The organism is Sphaerotilus uruguayifluvii (assembly GCF_013294065.1).
Taxonomy (GTDB): Bacteria; Pseudomonadota; Gammaproteobacteria; order Burkholderiales; family Burkholderiaceae_C; genus Sphaerotilus; species Sphaerotilus uruguayifluvii.
In genome coordinates this window covers 78,550-96,875 of sequence record NZ_JABSNM010000009.1, presented here as the reverse complement: position 1 = coordinate 96,875, position 18,326 = coordinate 78,550, and the positions used below count along the sequence as shown (strand labels likewise).

General features: G+C 71.5%; 13 protein-coding genes and 1 pseudogene. 6 read left to right on the top strand and 8 right to left on the bottom strand.

What is annotated here, in order from left to right:
* Positions 1-70: 70 nt before the first annotated feature.
* The 4 genes from HNQ01_RS11685 to HNQ01_RS11670 form a co-directional block, all read right to left on the bottom strand.
* On the bottom strand, positions 71-1,795 hold the full coding sequence (locus tag HNQ01_RS11685; protein WP_173805534.1) for a right-handed parallel beta-helix repeat-containing protein: 1,725 nt from the start codon (positions 1,793-1,795) through the stop codon (positions 71-73).
* 192 nt (positions 1,796-1,987) lie between these two features.
* Positions 1,988-3,628 (bottom strand): hypothetical protein, encoded by a 1,641-nt coding sequence (locus tag HNQ01_RS11680; RefSeq protein WP_173805612.1) that lies wholly within the window; start codon positions 3,626-3,628, stop codon positions 1,988-1,990.
* A 111-nt stretch (positions 3,629-3,739) separates the two neighbouring features.
* A complete protein-coding gene (gene cysE / locus HNQ01_RS11675; protein ID WP_173805611.1) occupies positions 3,740-4,519 on the bottom strand; it encodes a serine O-acetyltransferase in 780 nt (259 codons plus the stop codon).
* 116 nt (positions 4,520-4,635) lie between these two features.
* Complete coding sequence (locus HNQ01_RS11670; protein ID WP_173805610.1) at positions 4,636-5,361, bottom strand: RNA methyltransferase; 726 nt, start codon at positions 5,359-5,361, stop codon at positions 4,636-4,638.
* Between the two features lie 169 nt (positions 5,362-5,530).
* Between HNQ01_RS11670 and HNQ01_RS11665 the strand changes: the two are divergent.
* Positions 5,531-6,353 (top strand): annotated as a pseudogene (locus HNQ01_RS11665) (inositol monophosphatase family protein); the annotation flags it as partial.
* A gap of 420 nt (positions 6,354-6,773) precedes the next feature.
* Here HNQ01_RS11665 and HNQ01_RS11660 read toward each other — a convergent pair.
* Both HNQ01_RS11660 and HNQ01_RS22600 read right to left on the bottom strand, forming a co-directional pair.
* Complete coding sequence (locus HNQ01_RS11660) at positions 6,774-8,012, bottom strand: DUF2252 domain-containing protein (RefSeq protein ID WP_173805609.1); 1,239 nt, start codon at positions 8,010-8,012, stop codon at positions 6,774-6,776.
* 27 nt (positions 8,013-8,039) lie between these two features.
* The gene (locus HNQ01_RS22600; RefSeq protein ID WP_353621693.1) at positions 8,040-8,363 is read right to left on the bottom strand and encodes an HNH endonuclease; all 324 of its coding nucleotides are present in this window, start codon (positions 8,361-8,363) and stop codon (positions 8,040-8,042) included.
* A gap of 305 nt (positions 8,364-8,668) precedes the next feature.
* Between HNQ01_RS22600 and mutS the strand changes: the two genes are divergently transcribed.
* The 3 genes from mutS (at position 8,669) to HNQ01_RS11640 (ending at position 13,124) form a co-directional block, all read left to right on the top strand.
* Positions 8,669-11,356 (top strand): DNA mismatch repair protein MutS, encoded by a 2,688-nt coding sequence (gene mutS, locus HNQ01_RS11650; protein ID WP_286180722.1) that lies wholly within the window; start codon positions 8,669-8,671, stop codon positions 11,354-11,356.
* A gap of 68 nt (positions 11,357-11,424) precedes the next feature.
* Positions 11,425-12,258, top strand: a complete 834-nt coding sequence (locus HNQ01_RS11645) for a proteasome-type protease (RefSeq protein WP_173805607.1) — start codon at positions 11,425-11,427, stop codon at positions 12,256-12,258.
* A gap of 5 nt (positions 12,259-12,263) precedes the next feature.
* Positions 12,264-13,124: an alpha/beta hydrolase gene (locus HNQ01_RS11640; RefSeq protein WP_173805606.1), complete on the top strand. Its 861-nt coding sequence runs from the start codon at positions 12,264-12,266 to the stop codon at positions 13,122-13,124.
* Here the strand turns inward: HNQ01_RS11640 and HNQ01_RS11635 are convergent.
* Both HNQ01_RS11635 and HNQ01_RS11630 read right to left on the bottom strand, forming a co-directional pair.
* Positions 13,100-15,373 (bottom strand): HzsA-related protein, encoded by a 2,274-nt coding sequence (locus HNQ01_RS11635; RefSeq protein WP_173805605.1) that lies wholly within the window; start codon positions 15,371-15,373, stop codon positions 13,100-13,102. The genes HNQ01_RS11640 and HNQ01_RS11635 overlap by 25 nt on opposite strands.
* Positions 15,374-15,805: 432 nt before the next feature.
* Complete coding sequence (locus HNQ01_RS11630) at positions 15,806-16,411, bottom strand: DUF938 domain-containing protein (protein ID WP_173805604.1); 606 nt, start codon at positions 16,409-16,411, stop codon at positions 15,806-15,808.
* 138 nt (positions 16,412-16,549) lie between these two features.
* Here HNQ01_RS11630 and panB point away from each other — a divergent pair, with 138 nt between their 5' ends.
* A complete protein-coding gene (gene panB, locus HNQ01_RS11625) occupies positions 16,550-17,407 on the top strand; it encodes a 3-methyl-2-oxobutanoate hydroxymethyltransferase (protein WP_173805603.1) in 858 nt (285 codons plus the stop codon).
* A 36-nt stretch (positions 17,408-17,443) separates the two neighbouring features.
* Positions 17,444-18,298, top strand: coding sequence for a pantoate--beta-alanine ligase (gene panC / locus HNQ01_RS11620; protein ID WP_173805602.1), 855 nt, complete (start codon positions 17,444-17,446; stop codon positions 18,296-18,298).
* The last annotated feature ends 28 nt before the right edge of the window (positions 18,299-18,326 follow it).

The following is an 18,326-nucleotide window of genomic DNA, read 5'->3' as shown; positions in this document are numbered from 1 at the left end:
CCGAATCCATTTGAAACAGGATGTAACTTACCGAAGGATCGCCGCTCCGACCTTGCCGGCGGCTTGCGCTTCAGCGTTCGACCGCGCCCAGGTCGCGGGCCGCGCCGACGATCGTGCGGGGCCGGGCCATGCCGGCCGCGTCGAGCTGCCAGGTCGGCTCCAGGCCGGCCAGCTCGACCGGCCACGGCGCGGCCGCGTCGATCACTGCGCTGCCGGCCAGCGGAATCCAGGTCGCCGGATCGATCGGCGCGCTGCTGCCCGAGATCAGCGCGGCGGTGCCGTTGAGCTGCCCCGGCACCGGATGCCAGATGTCCGAGTCCTGCCAGCCGCTCGACACCCAGTTGATGCCCAGGTTGACGATGCCGCCGCTGGTCCAGCCGGCGCCGATCTCCTGCGCCATGCGCAGGTTGCGCTGGGTGACGCTGTCGGCATAGACGACGATGTTGTTGCGCACCTCGGCCGTCTCCTCGGTGGTGGAGAGCTGCAGCAGCCAGGCGGTCGTGCCACCCAGCTGGAAGGTGTTGTGCTGCAGGTGCAGCGTGCCCTTGCGGTAGATCGGCTCGCCCCAGAGCGCGCCGGGCGAGCTGCCGTAGTGGTCGCCGCCGTAGTGGATGACGCTGCCGGTGTCGCCGGTCTTGCGGATCTGGTTGCCGATCACGTGGGTGGTGCGGTAGGCGGGCAGCGCCAGCGCCGTCACCGGAAAGTCCTCGGCCTCGACCAGGTCGATCGCGTGCGCGCCTTCCTCGATGCGGTTGTAGCGCACCACCAGCCCGGCCGAGCGGTCCTTGACCGAGTTGCCCAGCGCGCCGGCGCGCAGCGGGCCGTAGTGGTTGAACTCGATCACCGCGCCGACGCTCTGGGTGTAGGTGGTGTGCTCGGTGTAGCTGCCGGCGATGCCGTGGCCGTGCATGTGGTTGCCGGCGATGCGCAGGTCGCGGGTCTGGGCGAACTCGCCGTCGTCGGTCGACTTGCTGAAGATCGCCATCTGGCAGTCGCTGATCTCGTTGTCGGCCAGCGTGATGTGGTGGCCGCGCTCGACCCAGATGCAGGCGCCGAACTGCAGGTAGCTCTTCGTCGCGCCGGAGGCGTCGCGGAAGGTGTAGGACGGATGGGCGCGCTGGATCTTCAGCCCGTCGATCTGCACATGCTGCGGGTAGGCGGTCCAGTCCTGCGTGGCCAGCGGCTTGATGACGATGACCGAGCGGGCCTGGTGGATGTCGCTGGCGTAGGTGCTGCTGCCATAGGCCGAGGCCAGCGCGGCGCGGGTGGTGGCGCCGTTGCCGTCGATCACCGGCCGCGAGCCGTCGGCCGCGCGCACGCCGCAGATGCGCACCGGCGCATCGGCCGTGCCCTGCGCGGCGATCAGGAACTTGCCGGCATAGGGCGTCGACGACGGAAAGATGCGCACCGTGTCGCCCGCCTTCAGGCTCTCCCAGGGCACCTGGTCGAGCGCGGTGTAGGCCTGCCCCGGGCCGACGGGATAGTCGCGCCCCTTGCCGGAGGGCTCGCAGGCGGGCATCGACACCAGCGTCTCCGGCGCCGGAGCCGGTGATGGCGCCGGCGCGGGTGCCGGGGCGGGTGCAGGCGCCGGGGCGGTCTTGCCCTTGCCGTTGCCGCCGGCGGTCTTGGCCGCCATCACCTGGGCGCGCGGGGCGGCGCTGCCCTCGCCGTCGTCGCTGCTGCCGCCGCCGCAGCCGGCCAGCAGCGCCGCGGCGCTGGCGAACAGCGCCGTCAGCGTGGCAAGAGAACGGGCGCCGCGTGCGTCGCGCGGCAGGTCGTGAGCGTGTTCCAGCATGGCCGATGTTCCCCGGCGGGCGGTCGCCGCCGCTTGGCGGCCGCCCCCCGCGGACGGCCTTCAGCCATGCTAGGCAGGCAGCCCGCGCGGCCGAAGGCAGAGGTTCACGCGACGAGCCCCCGGGAACGCGGGGGATGAGCCTGTCGATGGCCGCCGGCGTGACGGCCTGCGCAGCGGACCGCCGCGTTCCGGTCAGCGCTGCATCGCGCCGAGGTCCGCCCCGGCGCCGGACAGCGCCCGCGCCTGCGAGCGGCCGTCCAGGCCCTTCTGCCACTGCACCGGATATGCCGACAGCGCCTCCGGCAGCGCCTGCGCCGCGCCCGTCACGCCGCGGCCGGTGCGCGGCGTCCAGCCCGCGCCGCTGTCGGCCGGCAGCCCCGCCAGCGGCTCGACCGGCGGCACGGCATCGCCGGGCTGCGCCGTCTCCAGCACCAGCTCGCCGCCGATCGGGTGCCACGGATCGGTGTCCTGCCAGCCCGCCGAGATCCAGTTGCGGCCCAGCACCAGCGTGCCGCCGGTGGTCCAGGACGCGCCGACCGACTGGCCCATGCGCAGGCTGCGCTGCGTCACCGTGTCGGCGAAGACGATCAGGTTGTCGCGCACCTCGGCGCGCTCGCCGGTGGTCGAGAGCTGGAAGATCGCCGCCGCGCGGCCGGTCACCAGCACGGTGTTGTGGAAGAAGTGCAGCGTGCCGCCGCGGTAGATCGGCTCGCCCCAGCGGGCGCCGGGCGTGCTGCCGTAGTGGTCGCCGCCGTAGTGGACCAGGCTGCCGGTCTCGCCGTCCTTGCGGATCTGGTTGCCGTAGACCCGCGTGACGCGGTAGTCGGGCCGCGCCAGCGCGGTGACCGGGAAGTCCTCGGCCTCGACCAGGTCGAGCGAATGCGCGCCGCCCTCGATGCGGTTGTAGCGCACCACCAGGCCGGCCGAGCGGTCCTTGATCGCGTTGCCCAGCGCGCCGTCGGTCAGCGGCCCGTACAGGTTGTGCTCGATCAGCACGTCGAGGCCCTGGGTGTAGCTGTGGTGCTCGAGCCAGCTGCCGACGATGCCGTTGTCGTGGAAATGGTTGCCCACCAGCTTCAGGCCGCGGGTCTGCGTGGCCTCGGCGTCATCGGTGCTGCGGCTGAACACGCCCATCGAGCAGCCGGCGAGCTCGTTGTCGGCCAGCACGATCTGGTCGCCGCGGTCGATCCAGATGCAGGCGGCGAACTGCTCGTAGGCCTGCTCCAGGCCGGCCGTGTCGCGGAAGCACTGCTGCGGGTGCGCGCCGACGATCTTCAGCCCGTCGACGCGCAGGTGGGACGGCCGCGTCGTCCAGCTGTCGCCGGCGGCGCGGACCATCACGACCGCACGCGCCTGGTAGATCGCGCTGGCGCTGCCGGCGAACGAGGCCGCCAGCGCCGCGCGTGTCGTCGCGCCGCGGCCGTCGATGACCGGGCGCTCGCCGTTCGAGCCGCGCACGCCGCAGACGCGCACCGGCGCGGCCGCCGTGCCCTGCGCGGCGAGCATGAACTTGCCGCGGTAGGGCGAGCTGCGGTGGAAGATGCGCACCGTGTCGCCGGCCTTCAGGCTCTCCCACGGCACCTGGTCGAGCTCCGCGTAGGTCTGGCCCGGACCGACGCGGTGATCGGTGCCCAGGCCCGAGGCCACGCAGGCCGGCTGCTCCACCAGCGCGGCCTCGCCCGGCAGCGGCAGCGTGCCGCCCAGCGTCAGGGCGACCGCCTGCGGCGTCGCGGCACCGGCCGGAGCCTCGTCGGACTGGCAGGCCGCCAGCAGCTGCAGCGCCGGCACGGCCGCGGCCAGGAAAGCGGCGCGGCCGCGTCGGACATCCTTCATCATCCCGATCCAGATTGAAACAGGATGCAACATAGCCCGGCGTGGCCGGGCCCGCCTTGGCGACGGATGAAGGCGGCGGGCCGCTGATCCGCGGCTCCGCGGATCAGCGGCTCACTTGACCAGCCGGTTCAGCCGCTCGGCGTCGAACTTCTCGGTGCGGTGCGCCTCGTCGGGCACGCAGGGATCGGCCGGCAGCTCGCGGGCGCGCGCCGAGAGCTTCTCGATCGCCTGCCACAGCAGCGCGATCTGGTGCTCGTGGCTGGAGGCGTTGTCGATCAGGCCCTTCATCGCCTGCGCGACCGGATCCTCGCCCTGCGTCACGCCGTAGGCGGAGAAGCCCATGCGGGCGGCCGCGGCCTCGCGCTGGGCGTCCTGCTGCGCGGCGATGATGCGCGCCGGGTTGCCCACCGCGGTGGCGCCCTCGGGCACCGGCTTGGTCACCACCGCGCCGGAGCCCACGCGGGCGCCGTCGCCCACCGTGAAGCCGCCCAGCACGCAGGCATTGGCGCCGACGATCACGCCCTTGCCCAGCGTCGGGTGGCGCTTGGCGCCCTTGACCAGCGAGGTGCCGCCCAGCGTCACGCCCTGGTAGATGGTGCAGTCGTCGCCGATCTCGGCCATCTCGCCGATGACGATGCCCATGCCGTGGTCGATGAAGACCCGCCGGCCGAAGGTGGCGCCGGGGTGGATCTCGATGCCGGTCAGGAAGCGGCCCCAGTGCGACAGCCAGCGGCCCAGCCACTTGAAGTCGCGCACCCAGAACCAGTGCGCCAGACGCTGGATCCACAGCGCGTGCAGGCCCGGATAACAGGTCAGCACCTCCAGGCGCGAGCGGGCGGCCGGATCGCGTTCGAGGATGCAGTCGATGTCTTCTTTCAGGCGGCTGAACATGGCGGACTCGTGACGAGCTTCGGGGGCGACGCGGCGCGTCGATGCCTCCCAGTGTAGGGCGCGTGATGCAATGCCGCAGCGCCACGCTCGGGCACCCGCGATTTCGGCGGCGCCGCTCAGCCGCGGCGCAGGATCTCGCGGGCGATGCCGCGCAGGATGCTGATCTCCTCGAGCGTCGGCTCGGCGCGGTTGAGCAGCTGGTTCAGGCGCGGCATCAGCTTGCGCGGCACCTTCGGGTCGAGGAAGCCCAGGTGCACCAGCGCCTGCTCCCAGTGGCCGAGCGCGCCCTGCACCGCGTCGATGCCGGCGCGAGCGGCGTCGCGGGTGCGCGGCACGACCTCGAAGCCGCCCAGCGCCTGGCGCCACTCGTAGGCCAGCAGCTGCACCGCCTGCGCCAGGTTCAGCGAGCCGTAGTCGGGGTTCGTCGGTATCGAGAGGCAGACGTGGCAGCGGTAGACATCCTCGTTCGACAGCCCGAAGCGCTCGCTGCCGAACACGAAGGCGACCTTGTCGGGCCGCACGGCCAGCCGCTCGAAGCAGGCGCGCGGCGACTCCACCGGCGGGCCGAAGTCGCGCGGCGTCATCGCGGTGGCGCAGGCCAGCTGCACGCCGTCGAGCGCCTCGTCCAGCGTCGCGACGATGCGCGCGCGCACCAGGATGTCGGCCGCGCCGCTGGCCATCGCCACCGTCTCCTCCTGGCTGAGCACGTCGCCGAAGCGCGGCGCCACCAGCACCAGCTCGGAAAAGCCCATCACCTTCATCGCGCGGGCGGTGGAGCCGACGTTGCCGGGGTGGCTGGTGTTGACCAGCACGAAGCGGGTCGAATCGGGAACGGCAGGCACGGGAGAAGACCTTTCAGGCGCTTTTTTGCGGCGCGGACATCGTACAATGTCCGGTTATCTTAGGCGTTGCAGGCCAGCGTGGCCGCGCAAGACCCGCGCCCGCTCTTTCCCTTCGCCAGCCCCTCGCACCCACTTCACTCGTCGAACCGAGTCCCGGAGCCGCATTCCCATGTCGCAAGCCGCTTTGCACCCCATGCTCAACATCGCCATCAAGGCCGCGCGTGCGGCCGGGGCGATCATCAACCGGGCCAGCCTCGACCTCGAGCGCCTGACCGTGACCAGCAAGGGGCCCAACGACTTCGTCACCGAGGTCGACCAGGCGGCAGAGCAGGCGATCATCGACACCATTCGCCAGGCCTATCCGGGCCACGGCTTCCTGGCCGAGGAGTCGGGCCGCTCGCAGGGCGCGCAGCACAGCGACTTCGTCTGGATCATCGATCCGCTGGACGGCACCACCAACTTCATCCACGGCTTCCCGCAGTACGCCGTCTCGATCGCGCTGGCCTTCAAGGGCAAGGTCGAGCAGGCCGTCGTCTACGACCCGAGCCGCAACGACCTGTTCTACGCCACCAAGGGCCGCGGCGCCTACCTGAACGACAAGCGCATCCGCGTCTCCAAGCGCCTGCGTCTGGCCGACTCGCTGATCGGCACGGGCTTCCCCTTCCGCAAGGGCGACAACTTCAAGCGCTATCTGAAGATCATGGAAGAGCTGATGCCCGCCTGCGCCGGCCTGCGCCGCCCGGGCGCGGCCGCGCTGGACCTGTGCTACGTCGCGGCCGGCTGGTATGACGGCTTCTTCGAGACCGGCCTGAACCCGTGGGACATCGCCGCCGGCTCGCTGATCGTGACCGAGGCGGGCGGCCTGATCGGCAACTTCACCGGCGAGGCCGACTACCTCTACCAGCGCGAGGTCATCGCCGCCACGCCGAAGGTCTACGCCCAGCTGGTGCAGGTGCTGAGCCCCTACACCCGCATCATCAAGGAAGACGAGCCGGAAGCGCCGGTGGCCGAGGCCGCGCCGAAGGCCCGCAAGCCGCGCGCGAAGAAGGCCGAGACGGCCGCCGAGGGCGGCGTCGCCGCACCGGCGCGCACCGTGCGCAAGGCCGCGCCGACGCAGCCGGGCAAGCTGGTGCCGCTGGACGAGTACCTGGCCGCGACCCAGCCGGAGCTGGACGCCGAGCTGCCGAAGGCCGCCGAGCTGCCGGTCGACGTGCCGCTGTCGCCGGCCGCCGCGCTGGCCGCCGCCTTCGAGCCGACGCCCGAGGAAGCCGCGCCGGTCCCGGTCGTCGTCCGCAAGGCCCCGACCCGCATCCGCAAGGCCGACCTGCCGCCGAAGGAAGAGGCGCCCGCCGAGGCCCCGCGCCGCAGCCGCCGCCGCGACGGCGACGCGCCGTTCTGATCGAACGGCCGGGTCAGCCGCCCTCGGCGGCGACCCGGAAGCGGCCCGCGTCATGCGCGGCCGCATAGACCGCCCAGTCCTGCTCGACCTGCCGCGCCATCGTCTCGGCCGTCTCCAGCATCGGCGCGTGCCAGTCCTGGCGCTCGCCGAAGTCGATCAGCGCATCCGCGTCTGCCGAGCCGCCCTGCCCGCCCGAGCGCAGCTGCGCCCAGGCCAGCATCCGGCCCAGCGTCGTGGCGAACTCGTGCAGTTCCGTGCGCGAGGTGGTGGCACGATCGAGCGAGACGCGGTCCTCGGTGGGCTGCAGCTCGCGCAGCACGCAAGGCATGTCGCCCAGGCGCACCGCGTGCAGCCAGGCCATCGGCACCGCCTGCAGCCGCTGCTGCAGCGCGACGATGCGGGTTGCGGCGTCCGGCCAGGCCGGCTGCGCCACGCCGTGCGCGGGCAGCAGCGCCTCCAGCGACGACGGCACCGCCTGCTTCAGGTCGAGCAGGCGCTGGCCGCTGTCGCCTCCCTCGCCGCGCACCAGCACCACCCAGCGCGCCAGGCCGAGCGAGCCGGTGCCGGCCACCCGCCGCTCGACATCGAGCACCCGGAAGAAGTCCGGATCGGGCTGCGTCGCCGCGAAGCCGGCCATGAAGTCCCGCACCCGATCCTGCTCGGCCGCCGTCGCCTTCAGCACGCGCTGCCCGTCGACCTTCAGCCGGCGCGACGCGCCTCGGCCGCTGCTGCGCTTGTCCAGAAACGCCTCGGCATCGCGCCGGCGCAGCTGGTCGAGCAGTTCGCGGACCACGCCGTCGGCCACGTCGCGCTCGATCCAGAAGGCCTTGCCGCGCCGCAGCGCCTGCACATGGGCCTGCAAAGTGGCACGGCACAGCCCCCGCGCGTCCTCGGCATCGATCCCCAGCGTGTCGGCGCCCACCCGCAGGCTGGCGAGCAGCCGCAGCAGGTCCCAGCTCGCCGGCGCCAGCGCCGACTCGTCGAAGTCGTTGATGTCGAAGTAGGTCTGGCGGTTGTCGCCCTCGTAGCTGCCGACGTTCTCGAAATGCAGGTCGCCGCAGCTCCAGACCGCCGGCGCACCCTCCGGCCCCGCCTCGAACAGCGCCAGCCCGGCCGGCAGCCGCCGCCAGAACAGAGCGCAGGTCGCACGCAGGAAGACGAAGGCGCTCTCGCGCATGCGGTCGTACTTGCGCTGCAGCCGCTCAGGCTCGCGGCCGGCGTCGTGCTCGAGGATCTGGTGAATGATGTCCATCGGGAGGGGCTCCTGTCAGAAGCTCGATCATCGCCGCGATGCATGCGTGAGCGAAACGCTTGGCAGATCCTCTGACCTGGCTTTCGTGATCAAGCCCAGATCGTGCACCCACCGGTGATGCCAGCCACCCCGCGCGATGCGTTTGCGCACATCGGCGCGGTAGACCTCTGGCACTGGTGGGTGCTTGCGCTGATGGCGGGTGTGATTGCAGCGCTCGCAGGCGGCCACGATGTTGGTGGCCTCATCACGTCCTCCATCGCATCGAGCGATCAGGTGTTCGGCCGTGCAGCGCAAGACTTGTCGCCCCTTGGCAGGCGCGTTCGCCAGCTCATCCGGCGACAACGACCACATGCGGACACCGCAATACCAGCAGCAGCCGGACTGATTCTGAAAGGCGCGGGATCGGAGAGACTGGACCTTTTGGGAGCACATGGGGAGAGTTCCGTTGAGAGGAAATCCCCGCTCCTGTAGCCAGTGAAAACGGGCGCTGCCGCTAACGCGATCAGCTGTGTCGGCCATTGCGGCCAGACGGGCATGGTGTTCCGTTGCCATGCGCCTATAGATTTTGCGAATTGCCGCTACCGAAGGCAAGCCCCCTTCGTCCATCTAAGATGGCGGGTTTTCCCGCCCACGGCGCCTTCGTCGCGCCGACACCCATGAGCAGAACCCCGACGACGCGCCCGGACACGGACGGCCTGGGCGGCCACACGCCGATGATGCAGCAGTACCTGCGCATCAAGGCCGATTTCCCCGACACGCTGGTGTTCTACCGGATGGGGGACTTCTATGAGCTGTTCTACGACGACGCCCGGCGCGCCAACCGGCTGCTGGACGTGACGCTCACCACCCGCGGCCAGAGCGCGGGCGAGCCGGTGGTGATGGCGGGCGTGCCGGTGCATGCGGTCGAGAACTATCTGGCCCGGCTGATCCGCCTGGGCGAGGCGGTGGCGATCGCCGAGCAGGTCGGCGAGGTGGGCGCGAGCAAGGGGCCGGTCGAGCGCAAGGTGGTGCGGGTGGTCACGCCGGGCACGGTGACCGACACCGAGCTGCTCGACGAGCGCCGCGACACCCGGCTGCTGGCGCTGGCGATGCGCGGGCCGGCCGCGCAGCCGGTCTACGGCCTGGCCTGGCTGGCGCTGGCCAGCGGCCAGCTCGGCCTGACCGAATGCGGCGAGCGCGAGCTGGCGGCCTGGCTGTCGCGGCTGGCGCCGGCCGAGGTGCTGATCAGCGGCGAGCTGCACGAGGAGCGCCGGCCGCTGGCGCTGCGCCAGGCCGGCGTGCCGCTGACCTCGCGGCCGCACTGGCAGTTCGATCCGGCGCTGGGCGAGCGCAAGCTGCGCGAGCAGCTCAAGGTCGCGCATCTGGCCGGCTTCAACGCGCAGGACCTGCACGCCGCGCACGCCGCGGCCTCCGCGCTGCTGGGCTATGCCGAGCACACCCAGGGCCGGGCGCTGTCGCATGTCAGCACGCTGACGGTCGAGCGCGCCCACGCGCTGCTGGAGCTGCCGCCGGCGACGCTGCGCAACCTCGAGATCACCCAGACGCTCAAGGGCGAGACGGCGCCCACGCTGCTGAGCCTGCTCGACAGCTGCCGCACCGGCATGGGCAGCCGCATGCTGCGCCAGTGGCTGACCCACCCGCCGCGCGAGCGCGAGCCGGCGCGCCGGCGCCTCGAGGCGATCGAGGTGCTGCAGGCGGCGCACGCGGTCGAGCCGCTGCGCGACGCGCTGCGCCAGGTGAGCGACGTGCAGCGCACCAGCGCGCGCACCGCGCTGCGCCAGGTGCGCCCGCGCGAGCTGGCGGGCCTGCGCGAGACGCTGGCGGTGCTGCCCGAGCTGCGTCGCCAGGTGCCCGAGGACGGCGCGCTGCTGGCCGACCTGCACGCCGCGCTGACGCCGGACGCGGCCATCGCCGAGCTGCTGCACCGCGCCGTCGCGCCGGAGCCGGCGGTGCTGCTGCGCGACGGCGGCGTCATCGCCACCGGCTTCGATCCGGACCTGGACGAGCTGCGCGCCATCTCGTCCAACTGCGACGCCTTCCTGCTCGAGATGGAGGCGCGCGAGCGGCTGCGCACCGGCATCCAGAACCTGCGGGTGCAGTACAACAAGGTGCACGGCTTCTACATCGAGGTCACCGCCGGGCAGATCGACAAGGTGCCGCTGAACTACCAGCGCCGCCAGACGCTGAAGAACGCCGAGCGCTTCATCACGCCCGAGCTCAAGGCCTTCGAGGACAAGGCGCTCTCGGCGCAGGAGCGGGCGCTGGCGCGCGAGAAATGGCTGTGGGAGCAGCTGCTCGACGCGCTGCAGCCGCACCTGGCGGCGCTGTCCGAGCTGGGCCGCGCGCTGGCCTCGCTGGACGTGCTCGCCGCGCTGGCCGAGCGCGCGCGCACGCTCGACTGGTGCCGGCCGGACTTCGTGCCCCAGCCCTGCATCGAGATCGAGCGCGGCCGCCATCCGGTGGTCGAGGCGCGGCTGGCCGAGTCGGGCGCCGGCAGCTTCATTCCCAACGACTGCCGGCTCGACGCGGCGCGGCGCATGCTGGTCATCACCGGGCCGAACATGGGGGGCAAGAGCACCTTCATGCGCCAGGTGGCGCTGACGGTGCTGCTGGCGGCGATCGGCTCCTTCGTGCCGGCCTCGCGCTGCCGGCTCGGGCCGATCGACGCGATCCACACCCGCATCGGCGCGGCCGACGACCTGGCCAACGCCCAGTCCACCTTCATGATGGAGATGACCGAGGCCGCCGCCATCCTGCACGGCGCCACCGAGCACTCGCTGGTGCTGATGGACGAGATCGGCCGAGGCACCTCGACCTTCGACGGGCTGGCGCTGGCCGGCGCGATCGCCAGCCATCTGCACGATCGCAACCGCGCCTTCGCGCTGTTCGCCACCCACTACTTCGAGCTGACCGAATTCCCCGCGAAGCACCGCCACGCGCTGAACATGCATGTCTCGGCGGCCGAGTCCGGCGACGACATCGTCTTCCTGCACGCGATCGAGCCCGGGCCGGCCAGCCGCAGCTACGGCGTGCAGGTGGCGCGGCTGGCCGGCATGCCGGCGGCGGTGCTGCGCCAGGCGCGCCAGGCGCTCGACCAGCTCGAAGCGCAGAAAAGCGCCGGCACCCCGCAGATCGACCTGTTCGCCGCGCCGCCGGAGCCCGAACCCGCGCCGACGCCGGTGCCGGAGCCCGTGCCCGCTGTCGTGGCCGCGCCACCCGATCCGCTCGCCGAAGCACTGCGGCAGGCGCTCGACGCGCTCGACCCTGATACGCTCACCCCCCGGTCGGCGCTCGACGCGATCTATCAGCTCAAGCAGCTCGCCGCCGGCGCCCCGCGCCGCTGAGCCGGCCCGCGCGCCGCACCGTCCGCACGATTTCCCCGACTCCCCGAAACATCTCAGGCAGCCCTCCCATGACCTACTGTGTCGGCATCCGGCTCAACGCCGGCCTCGTCTTCCTCTCCGACTCGCGCACCAACGCCGGTCTCGACGCGATCAGCACCTTCCGCAAGATGATGGTCTACGAGAAGGCCGGCGACCGCTGCATGGTGCTGCTGTCGGCGGGCAACCTGTCGATCTCGCAGTCGGTGCGCGAGATCCTGCAGGTCGAGAAGATCCCGGCACCGGACGGCGGCGAGCCGATCACGATCTGGAACGCCAGGAGCATGTTCGACGCCACCCGCGTGCTGGGCGCCGCGGTGCGCCGGGTCTACGAGACCGACGGCCCGGCACTGCGCGCGGCCGGCATCGACTTCAACTGCTCGATGATCTTCGGCGGCCAGATCGGCGACGAGGGCATGCGGCTGTTCCTGGTCTACTCGGCCGGCAACTTCATCGAGGCCACCCGCGAGACCTGCTTCTTCCAGGTGGGCGAGTCGAAGTACGGCAAGCCCATCCTGGACCGCGTGCTCACGCCCACCACGCCGCTGGACGAGGCGGCCAAGTGCGCGCTGGTGTCGATGGACTCGACGCTGAAGTCCAACCTCTCGGTCGGCCTGCCGCTGGACCTGCTGGTCTACCGCAACGGCGACCTGAAGGCCGAGCGCATCGTCTGCATCGACGAGAAGAACCCGTACTTCAAGATGATCCACGACACCTGGGGCCAGCGCCTGCGCGAGGTGTTCGAGGGCATCGAGCACCCGCAATGGAGCGGCGACGGCGCCGCGGCCGAGTTCCCGCTGATGGTCGAGTCCGAGCGCTACGAGACGATGCGCAAGATCACCCACCCGGGCGAGAAGATCGTCTGACCGCGATGGAAGCGCCCGGCACGATCGTCTTCAGCCACGGCAACGGCTTTCCGGCCGGCACCTACCGCCAGATGCTCGAGGTCTGGCGCGAGGCCGGCTGGCGGGTCGAGGCGCTGCCGATGTACGGCCACGATCCGGCGCATCCGGTCAGCAGCAACTGGCCGCGGCTGCGCGACCAGCTGATCGGCTTCGCCAGCGGCCTGCCGGTCGCGCCGGGGCCGCGGGTGCTGGTCGGGCACTCGATGGGCGGCGTGCTCAGCCTGAAGGCGGCGCTGCAGCGCCCGGACCTGGCCGACGCGGTGGTGCTGCTGGACTCGCCGGTGGTCGGCGGCTGGCGGGCGCAGAGCGTGCGCCTGGCCAAGGCGACCCGGCTGATCGCGCGGATCTCGCCGGGGCGCATCGCCGCGCGGCGGCGCATGCACTGGCCCTCGGTCGACGCGGCGCGGGCGCATTTCGGCGCCAAGCCGGTCTTCGCGCGCTGGGCGCCGGGCGTGCTCGACGACTATCTGGCCTGCGGCCTGGTGCCGGCGGGCCGCACCGACGCGGACGGCGTGCGGCTGGCCTTCGACCGCCAGGTCGAGGCGCGCATCTACGACACGCTGCCACACACGCTCGACCGCCTGATCGCGCGCCAGCCCCCGCGCTGTCCGGTCGGCTTCCTCGCGGGCACCCAGTCGCGCGAGCTGCGCCAGGCCGGGCTGGCCGCCACCCGCCGGCTGGTGGGCGAGCGGCTGCAGTGGATCGAGGGCAGCCACCTCTTTCCGATGGAAAAGCCGGGCGAGGCCGCCCGGCGGGTGCTGGAGATGCTGGCGGGCATGCCGGGCCGGCATGCCGCGCACGCTCACTTGGGCAGCGTGTTCCAGTAGCGCACCAGCGCACGCAGCGCCTCGGGCTTGTTGGTCGGGGCCGCACGGCCGGCCTGGTCGGTCTTGTTGATGCCGTGGCAGGACGCGCAGACCCGCACCTCGCCCGGCTGGAAGGTGATCCAGACACGCTCGCGCACGATCGGCGTGCCGACGGTGTCCGTGGTCTGCCAGGTCACCGCGCGGTTGGCCGGCACGAAGGCCGCGGTCGAGCCGTCGGCGGCGATCTTCACGCTGCCGGCCGGACCCGAGGTGTTGGGCACGTTCTTCGCGGTCACCGTCGAGGCCATCGGCTGGGCGATCGGGCGACGTCCCGGACGCGAGGTGTAGCCGCGCACCGAGTCGGCCTCCAGGATCTGGTAGTGCGCGATGTCGTAGACCTTGCCGCTGTTGCCGACCGTCTTCGTGCCGCCGGGCACCTGCAGGTTGTAGGGCTGCTGCTTGTCGGCACGGTCGCGGGCGGTCTGGTTGCGGGTGACGATCAGCGCGAGGTTGTTGGCCTTCAGCCAGGTGCGCAGCGCGGTCTCGCTGATGCCCTCCTCGGTCAGGATCGCCTTCTCGGGCGCGGCCATCGCCGACTCCACCTTCATCGCCGGACGGGTGCGCGCGACGACCTCGACCGGATCGAGCTCCCACAGCGGACCGCTGTAGCTCTTCTTGGTGTCCGGATCCCACCAGCTGACGCTCTTGGTGATGCCGCCGGTCAGCGAGGTGCCGGCGCCGTACTGGCCGGTGGTGGCGTTGTAGTCCAGCAGCCGCACGGTGAAGCGGGTGTTCTGGAAGGCGCCCACCGTCACGCTCGGCGCGTAGCTGGCCACCATCTGGCCGTCGGCCAGCGGCGTGGGCGAGCGGTAGCGTCCGACCGCCAGCGTCGGATCGCTGGCATCGGTGAAGGCGATCTGCTCGGCGTTCATGCCGACGCCGCCGTTGAAGCGCACGATCTGGCTGGCGCCGAGTTCGTTGAACTCGCGGCCGTAGACCGCGTAGAAGGTGCCGGGCTTGAGGGGATCCTCGCGGATCTGGTAGATGCCCCCGTCGTGGCGGATGGTCTTCTTGTTCGCGGTGAAGCCGGCGCTGTAGTAGTCGTACAGCGCGCTGTCGCCGGCGAAGCTGCGGGTGAACAGCGTCGGCTCGAGCTCGTGGCGGCCGATGTGGTTGAGCGTTTCCTCGCCGGTGCCGTCCTCGTTCATGTGCCAGGGCGAGAACAGGTTGTAGTCATGCCCGTTGACGGTGCCGTAGCTGCTGGTGCTGCTGGTCAGCGGCTCGGGGAAGACCTCGCTGGCGCTGGCCAGCCTGGCGGCGCCCGAGGCCTCGCTGGCGTAGTTCACCCCGCCCAGGCCGCTGGTGTTCTGGTCGCGCTTGAGGTGGTCCCAGCGGGTGAAGACGATGCGCCCGGCGCTGTCGATGATCGGCGTGAACGCGCCGCTGACCGCGTGGTTGAGCAGCTTGAGCTCGGCCGTCGCCGGGTTCAGGCGCCAGATGCCGGTGTTGGTCGGCGTGCTCTCGTACTCGTCGAGCTGCGGATAGAGATGCGCCTCGCCGCCGCGCGGCCGGTCGGAGGTGAACAGGATGCGGTCGTCGGTGCCGTAGAACGGCGAGACGTTGTTGTAGGCGGCCGGCTGGTTGGCCACCCGGGTGATCTTGACGGCGGAGCCCTTGGCCAGGCCGGTGACCTCGAAGATCTGCCACTTCGCGTCGACGTCGTAGTACTGGCGGGTCGGCGCGCCGACCACCATGCTGATCAGCGCCTTCGTGCCGCTCCAGTGCACGCTGGGCTCGCGCACCGCGATCGCCTTGTCGCCCTGCAGGCCGTCCATGCCGAAGCCGGCCTCCTTGGTCAGGTTGCGCAGCGTGCCGTCGGGGTAGCGGATCATCAGGTCGCCGCCCCGCGGCGCGACCTGGATCTGCGGGATGTGGTTGGCGAAGGTCGCCAGGCGGGTGGCCATGTCGACCGAGGTGGTGAACGGCACCTGCGTGACGAACAGGATCGGGTTCTTCAGCGTCCCGGTGGCGGCGGCAGCCACCGTGGTCGTGGTGCCGGTCGTGGTGGTGCCGGTCGCTGCAGCGGCTGCGGCTGCGGCGCTCTGCGTGACGGTGCGGCCGCCGGCCAGGGCCTGCGCACTCGTCGTCTCGGCGGCGTCGGCCTCCGCGACGGCGGCATCGCCGCCGCCGCAGGCGCTCAGGGTCGCGATCTGGCACAGGGCCAGGGCCAGCGCGGCGTGGCGGCGGTGCATCGAAAAAGGAAGGGACATCATGGGCCTCAGCTCAACTTCTGCTGCATGCGGACATGCGGTTGCTGCAATCCCTCAGGCACGGGGTGCTCGGGTCGCAGGGCATCTTCCAGCCATTCGAATCGGCAAAATCCGGTGAAATGACCAGTTATTCGGCGAGCCAGTGCCGATCTGGAGGGTCGCCGTGTCAGCGAGCCCGGATTCTGGAAAGAGGCTGTATCGACGCTGTAGGCGTTTCGTGAGCAGGCACCGGCATCTGTGACCGCACGTCTCGACACCGGCGGTAAGCGGCTGCAAGGGAGGTGTCGTGGCGAGAGGAAATCTCACCACCTCGACCGAAGGATGGGCAGATGGCGTGAATTCCTGCGCGTCTGGCGCGGATCAGCCGGATTGATGTGCGCCGGCCCCGAGGATGCTCAGGCAATCCTCAGGGACAGGAAATCTCACAGATCTTCAGGCCGCGCCGACGTGCCGCCAGGTGATGCAGCGGTTGTTGGATGGCATGGCGCGGTCCTCGACCAGCGCGAGGCCGGCCTCGCGGGCCAGTGCGGCCACCGCCTCGAAGTCGCGCACGCCGCGCAGCGGATCGGCCGCGCGCAGCGTCGCGTCGAAGGCGGCGTTGCTGTCGCTGGTGGGCGCACCGTCATAACGGAACGGACCGTACACGGTGAACAGGCCGCCGGCGTCGAGCACGGTCGGCAGGCGCTCGAACATCGCCTGAACCTGGGCCCAGGACATGATGTGCAGCGTGTTGGCGGTGTAGACCGCGTCGAAGCGGCGCGCCGGCCAGGCGCTGTCGACATCGAGACAGATCGGCGGCGGCGTGTTGGGCAGCATCCGGTCGGCCAGCCACAGGCAGATGCCCGGCAGCTGGGCCTTCAGGTCGGAGGTCTGCCAGCGCAGGTGCGGCAGCGCGGCGGCAAAATGCACCGCGTGCTGTCCGGTGCCGCTGCCGATCTCCAGCACCGAGCGGCGATCGGCGTACAGCGCACGAAGCACCGCCAGGATGGGCTCACGGTTGCGTTCGCAGGCGGGCGCATGAGGCTTGTCCACGGTCATGATGGCGGTATCGGTCGGCGGTGATGATCGGTACGGGCCCGGAAAGTTACCACTGCTGCAGCGCAGCACGCCTGACTAGAATGCCGCGGTCCTCGGAAAAGAGGGCCGGTTCTCGCACAATTTCGTCTGGAGACAGATTTGAGCTCTCACGTCCAGCCCACCGCCCTGCCCGGCCAGCGCAAGCCGGTCACGCTGCATTCGCTGCGCGCGATGCATGCGCGCCGTGAAAAGATCACGATGCTGACCGCCTATGACGCCACTTTCGCGCGTCTGGCCGACGAATCCGGCCTGGACACGCTGCTGGTCGGCGATTCGCTGGGCATGTTGCTGCAGGGCCACAGCAGCACGCTGCCGGTCACGCTGGCCGAGATGGCCTACCACACCCGCTGCGTCGCGCGCGGCCTGCAGCACGGCGGCGCGGCCTGGCTGATCGCCGACCTGCCCTTCGGCAGCTACCAGCAGGGCCCGTCGCAGGCGATGGCCTCGGCCGAGGCGCTGATGCAGGCCGGCGCGCAGATGGTCAAGCTCGAAGGCGGCGGCTGGACGGCCGAGACGGTGCGCTTCCTGGTCGAGCGCGGCGTGCCGGTGTGCGCACACCTGGGCCTGACGCCGCAGAGCGTGCACGCGCTGGGCGGCTACCGCGTGCAGGGCCGCGACGCCGACGGCGCGGCGGTGCTGCGCCGCCAGGCCAAGGAGCTGGCCGACGCGGGCGCGGCGATGATGGTGCTCGAGCTGATGCCCACCGAGGTCGCCGCCGCGGTTCAGGCCGACAGCCCCGGCCTGATGACCATCGGCATCGGCGCCGGCCCCGACACCGCCGGCCAGGTGCTGGTGATGCACGACATGCTGGGCGCCACCCGTGGCAGACTGCCGCGCTTCGTGCGCAACTTCATGCTCGAGGGCGGCAGCATCGGCGACGCGATGCGGCGCTATGTCGCCGCGGTCAAGGACGGCTCCTTCCCCGACCGGGTCGCGCACGCGTACTCCGCGGACTGAGTCCCGCTCCTCCACCGCCCCACCGAGAACCGTCCGATGCGCGTCATCCACACCCTCGCCGAGCTGCGCGCCGCGCTGGCCGGCCCGGCCGACCTCCGCCCCGCCTTCGTGCCGACGATGGGCAATCTGCACGACGGCCACCTGAGCCTGGTGCGCCAGGCGCGCGCGCTGGTCGGCCCGGCCGTGCCGGTCGTGGCCAGCATCTTCGTCAACCGGCTGCAGTTCGGCCCGAACGAGGACTTCGACCGCTACCCGCGCACGCTGGCGCGCGACTGCGAGCTGCTCGAGGGTGCCGGCTGCGACATCGTCTTCGCGCCCGACGAGGCCGAGCTCTACCCGCAGCCGCAGACCTTCAAGGTGCTGCCCGACCCGGCGCTGGCCGACCTGCTGGAGGGGCACTTCCGCCCCGGCTTCTTCACCGGCGTGTGCACCGTGGTGATGAAGCTGCTGCAGTGCGTGCAGCCGCAGGTGGCGGTCTTCGGCAAGAAGGACTATCAGCAGCTGATGGTGATCCGGCACATGGTCGAGCAGTTCGCGCTGCCGGTGCGGATCGTCGCCGGCGAGACCTCGCGCGCGGGCGACGGCCTGGCGCTGTCGTCGCGCAACGGCTATCTGGGCGAGGCCGAGCGCGCCGAGTCGGTGCAGCTGTCGCTGGCGCTGCAGGCGATGCGCGAAGCGGTGCTCGCGGGCGAGCGCGACATCGCCGGCATCGAGCGGCGCGCCGCCGACGCGCTGGCCGCACGCGGCTGGAAGCCCGACTACCTGACGCTGCGCCGCCGCGCCGACCTGCTGCCGCCCTCGCCCGAGGACCTGGCCGCCGGCACGCCGCTGGTGGCGCTGGCCGCGGCCAGGCTGGGCACGACGCGGCTGATCGACAACCTCGAGGTCTGACCGCCGGGCCGCACGGCGCCAAGCCCCG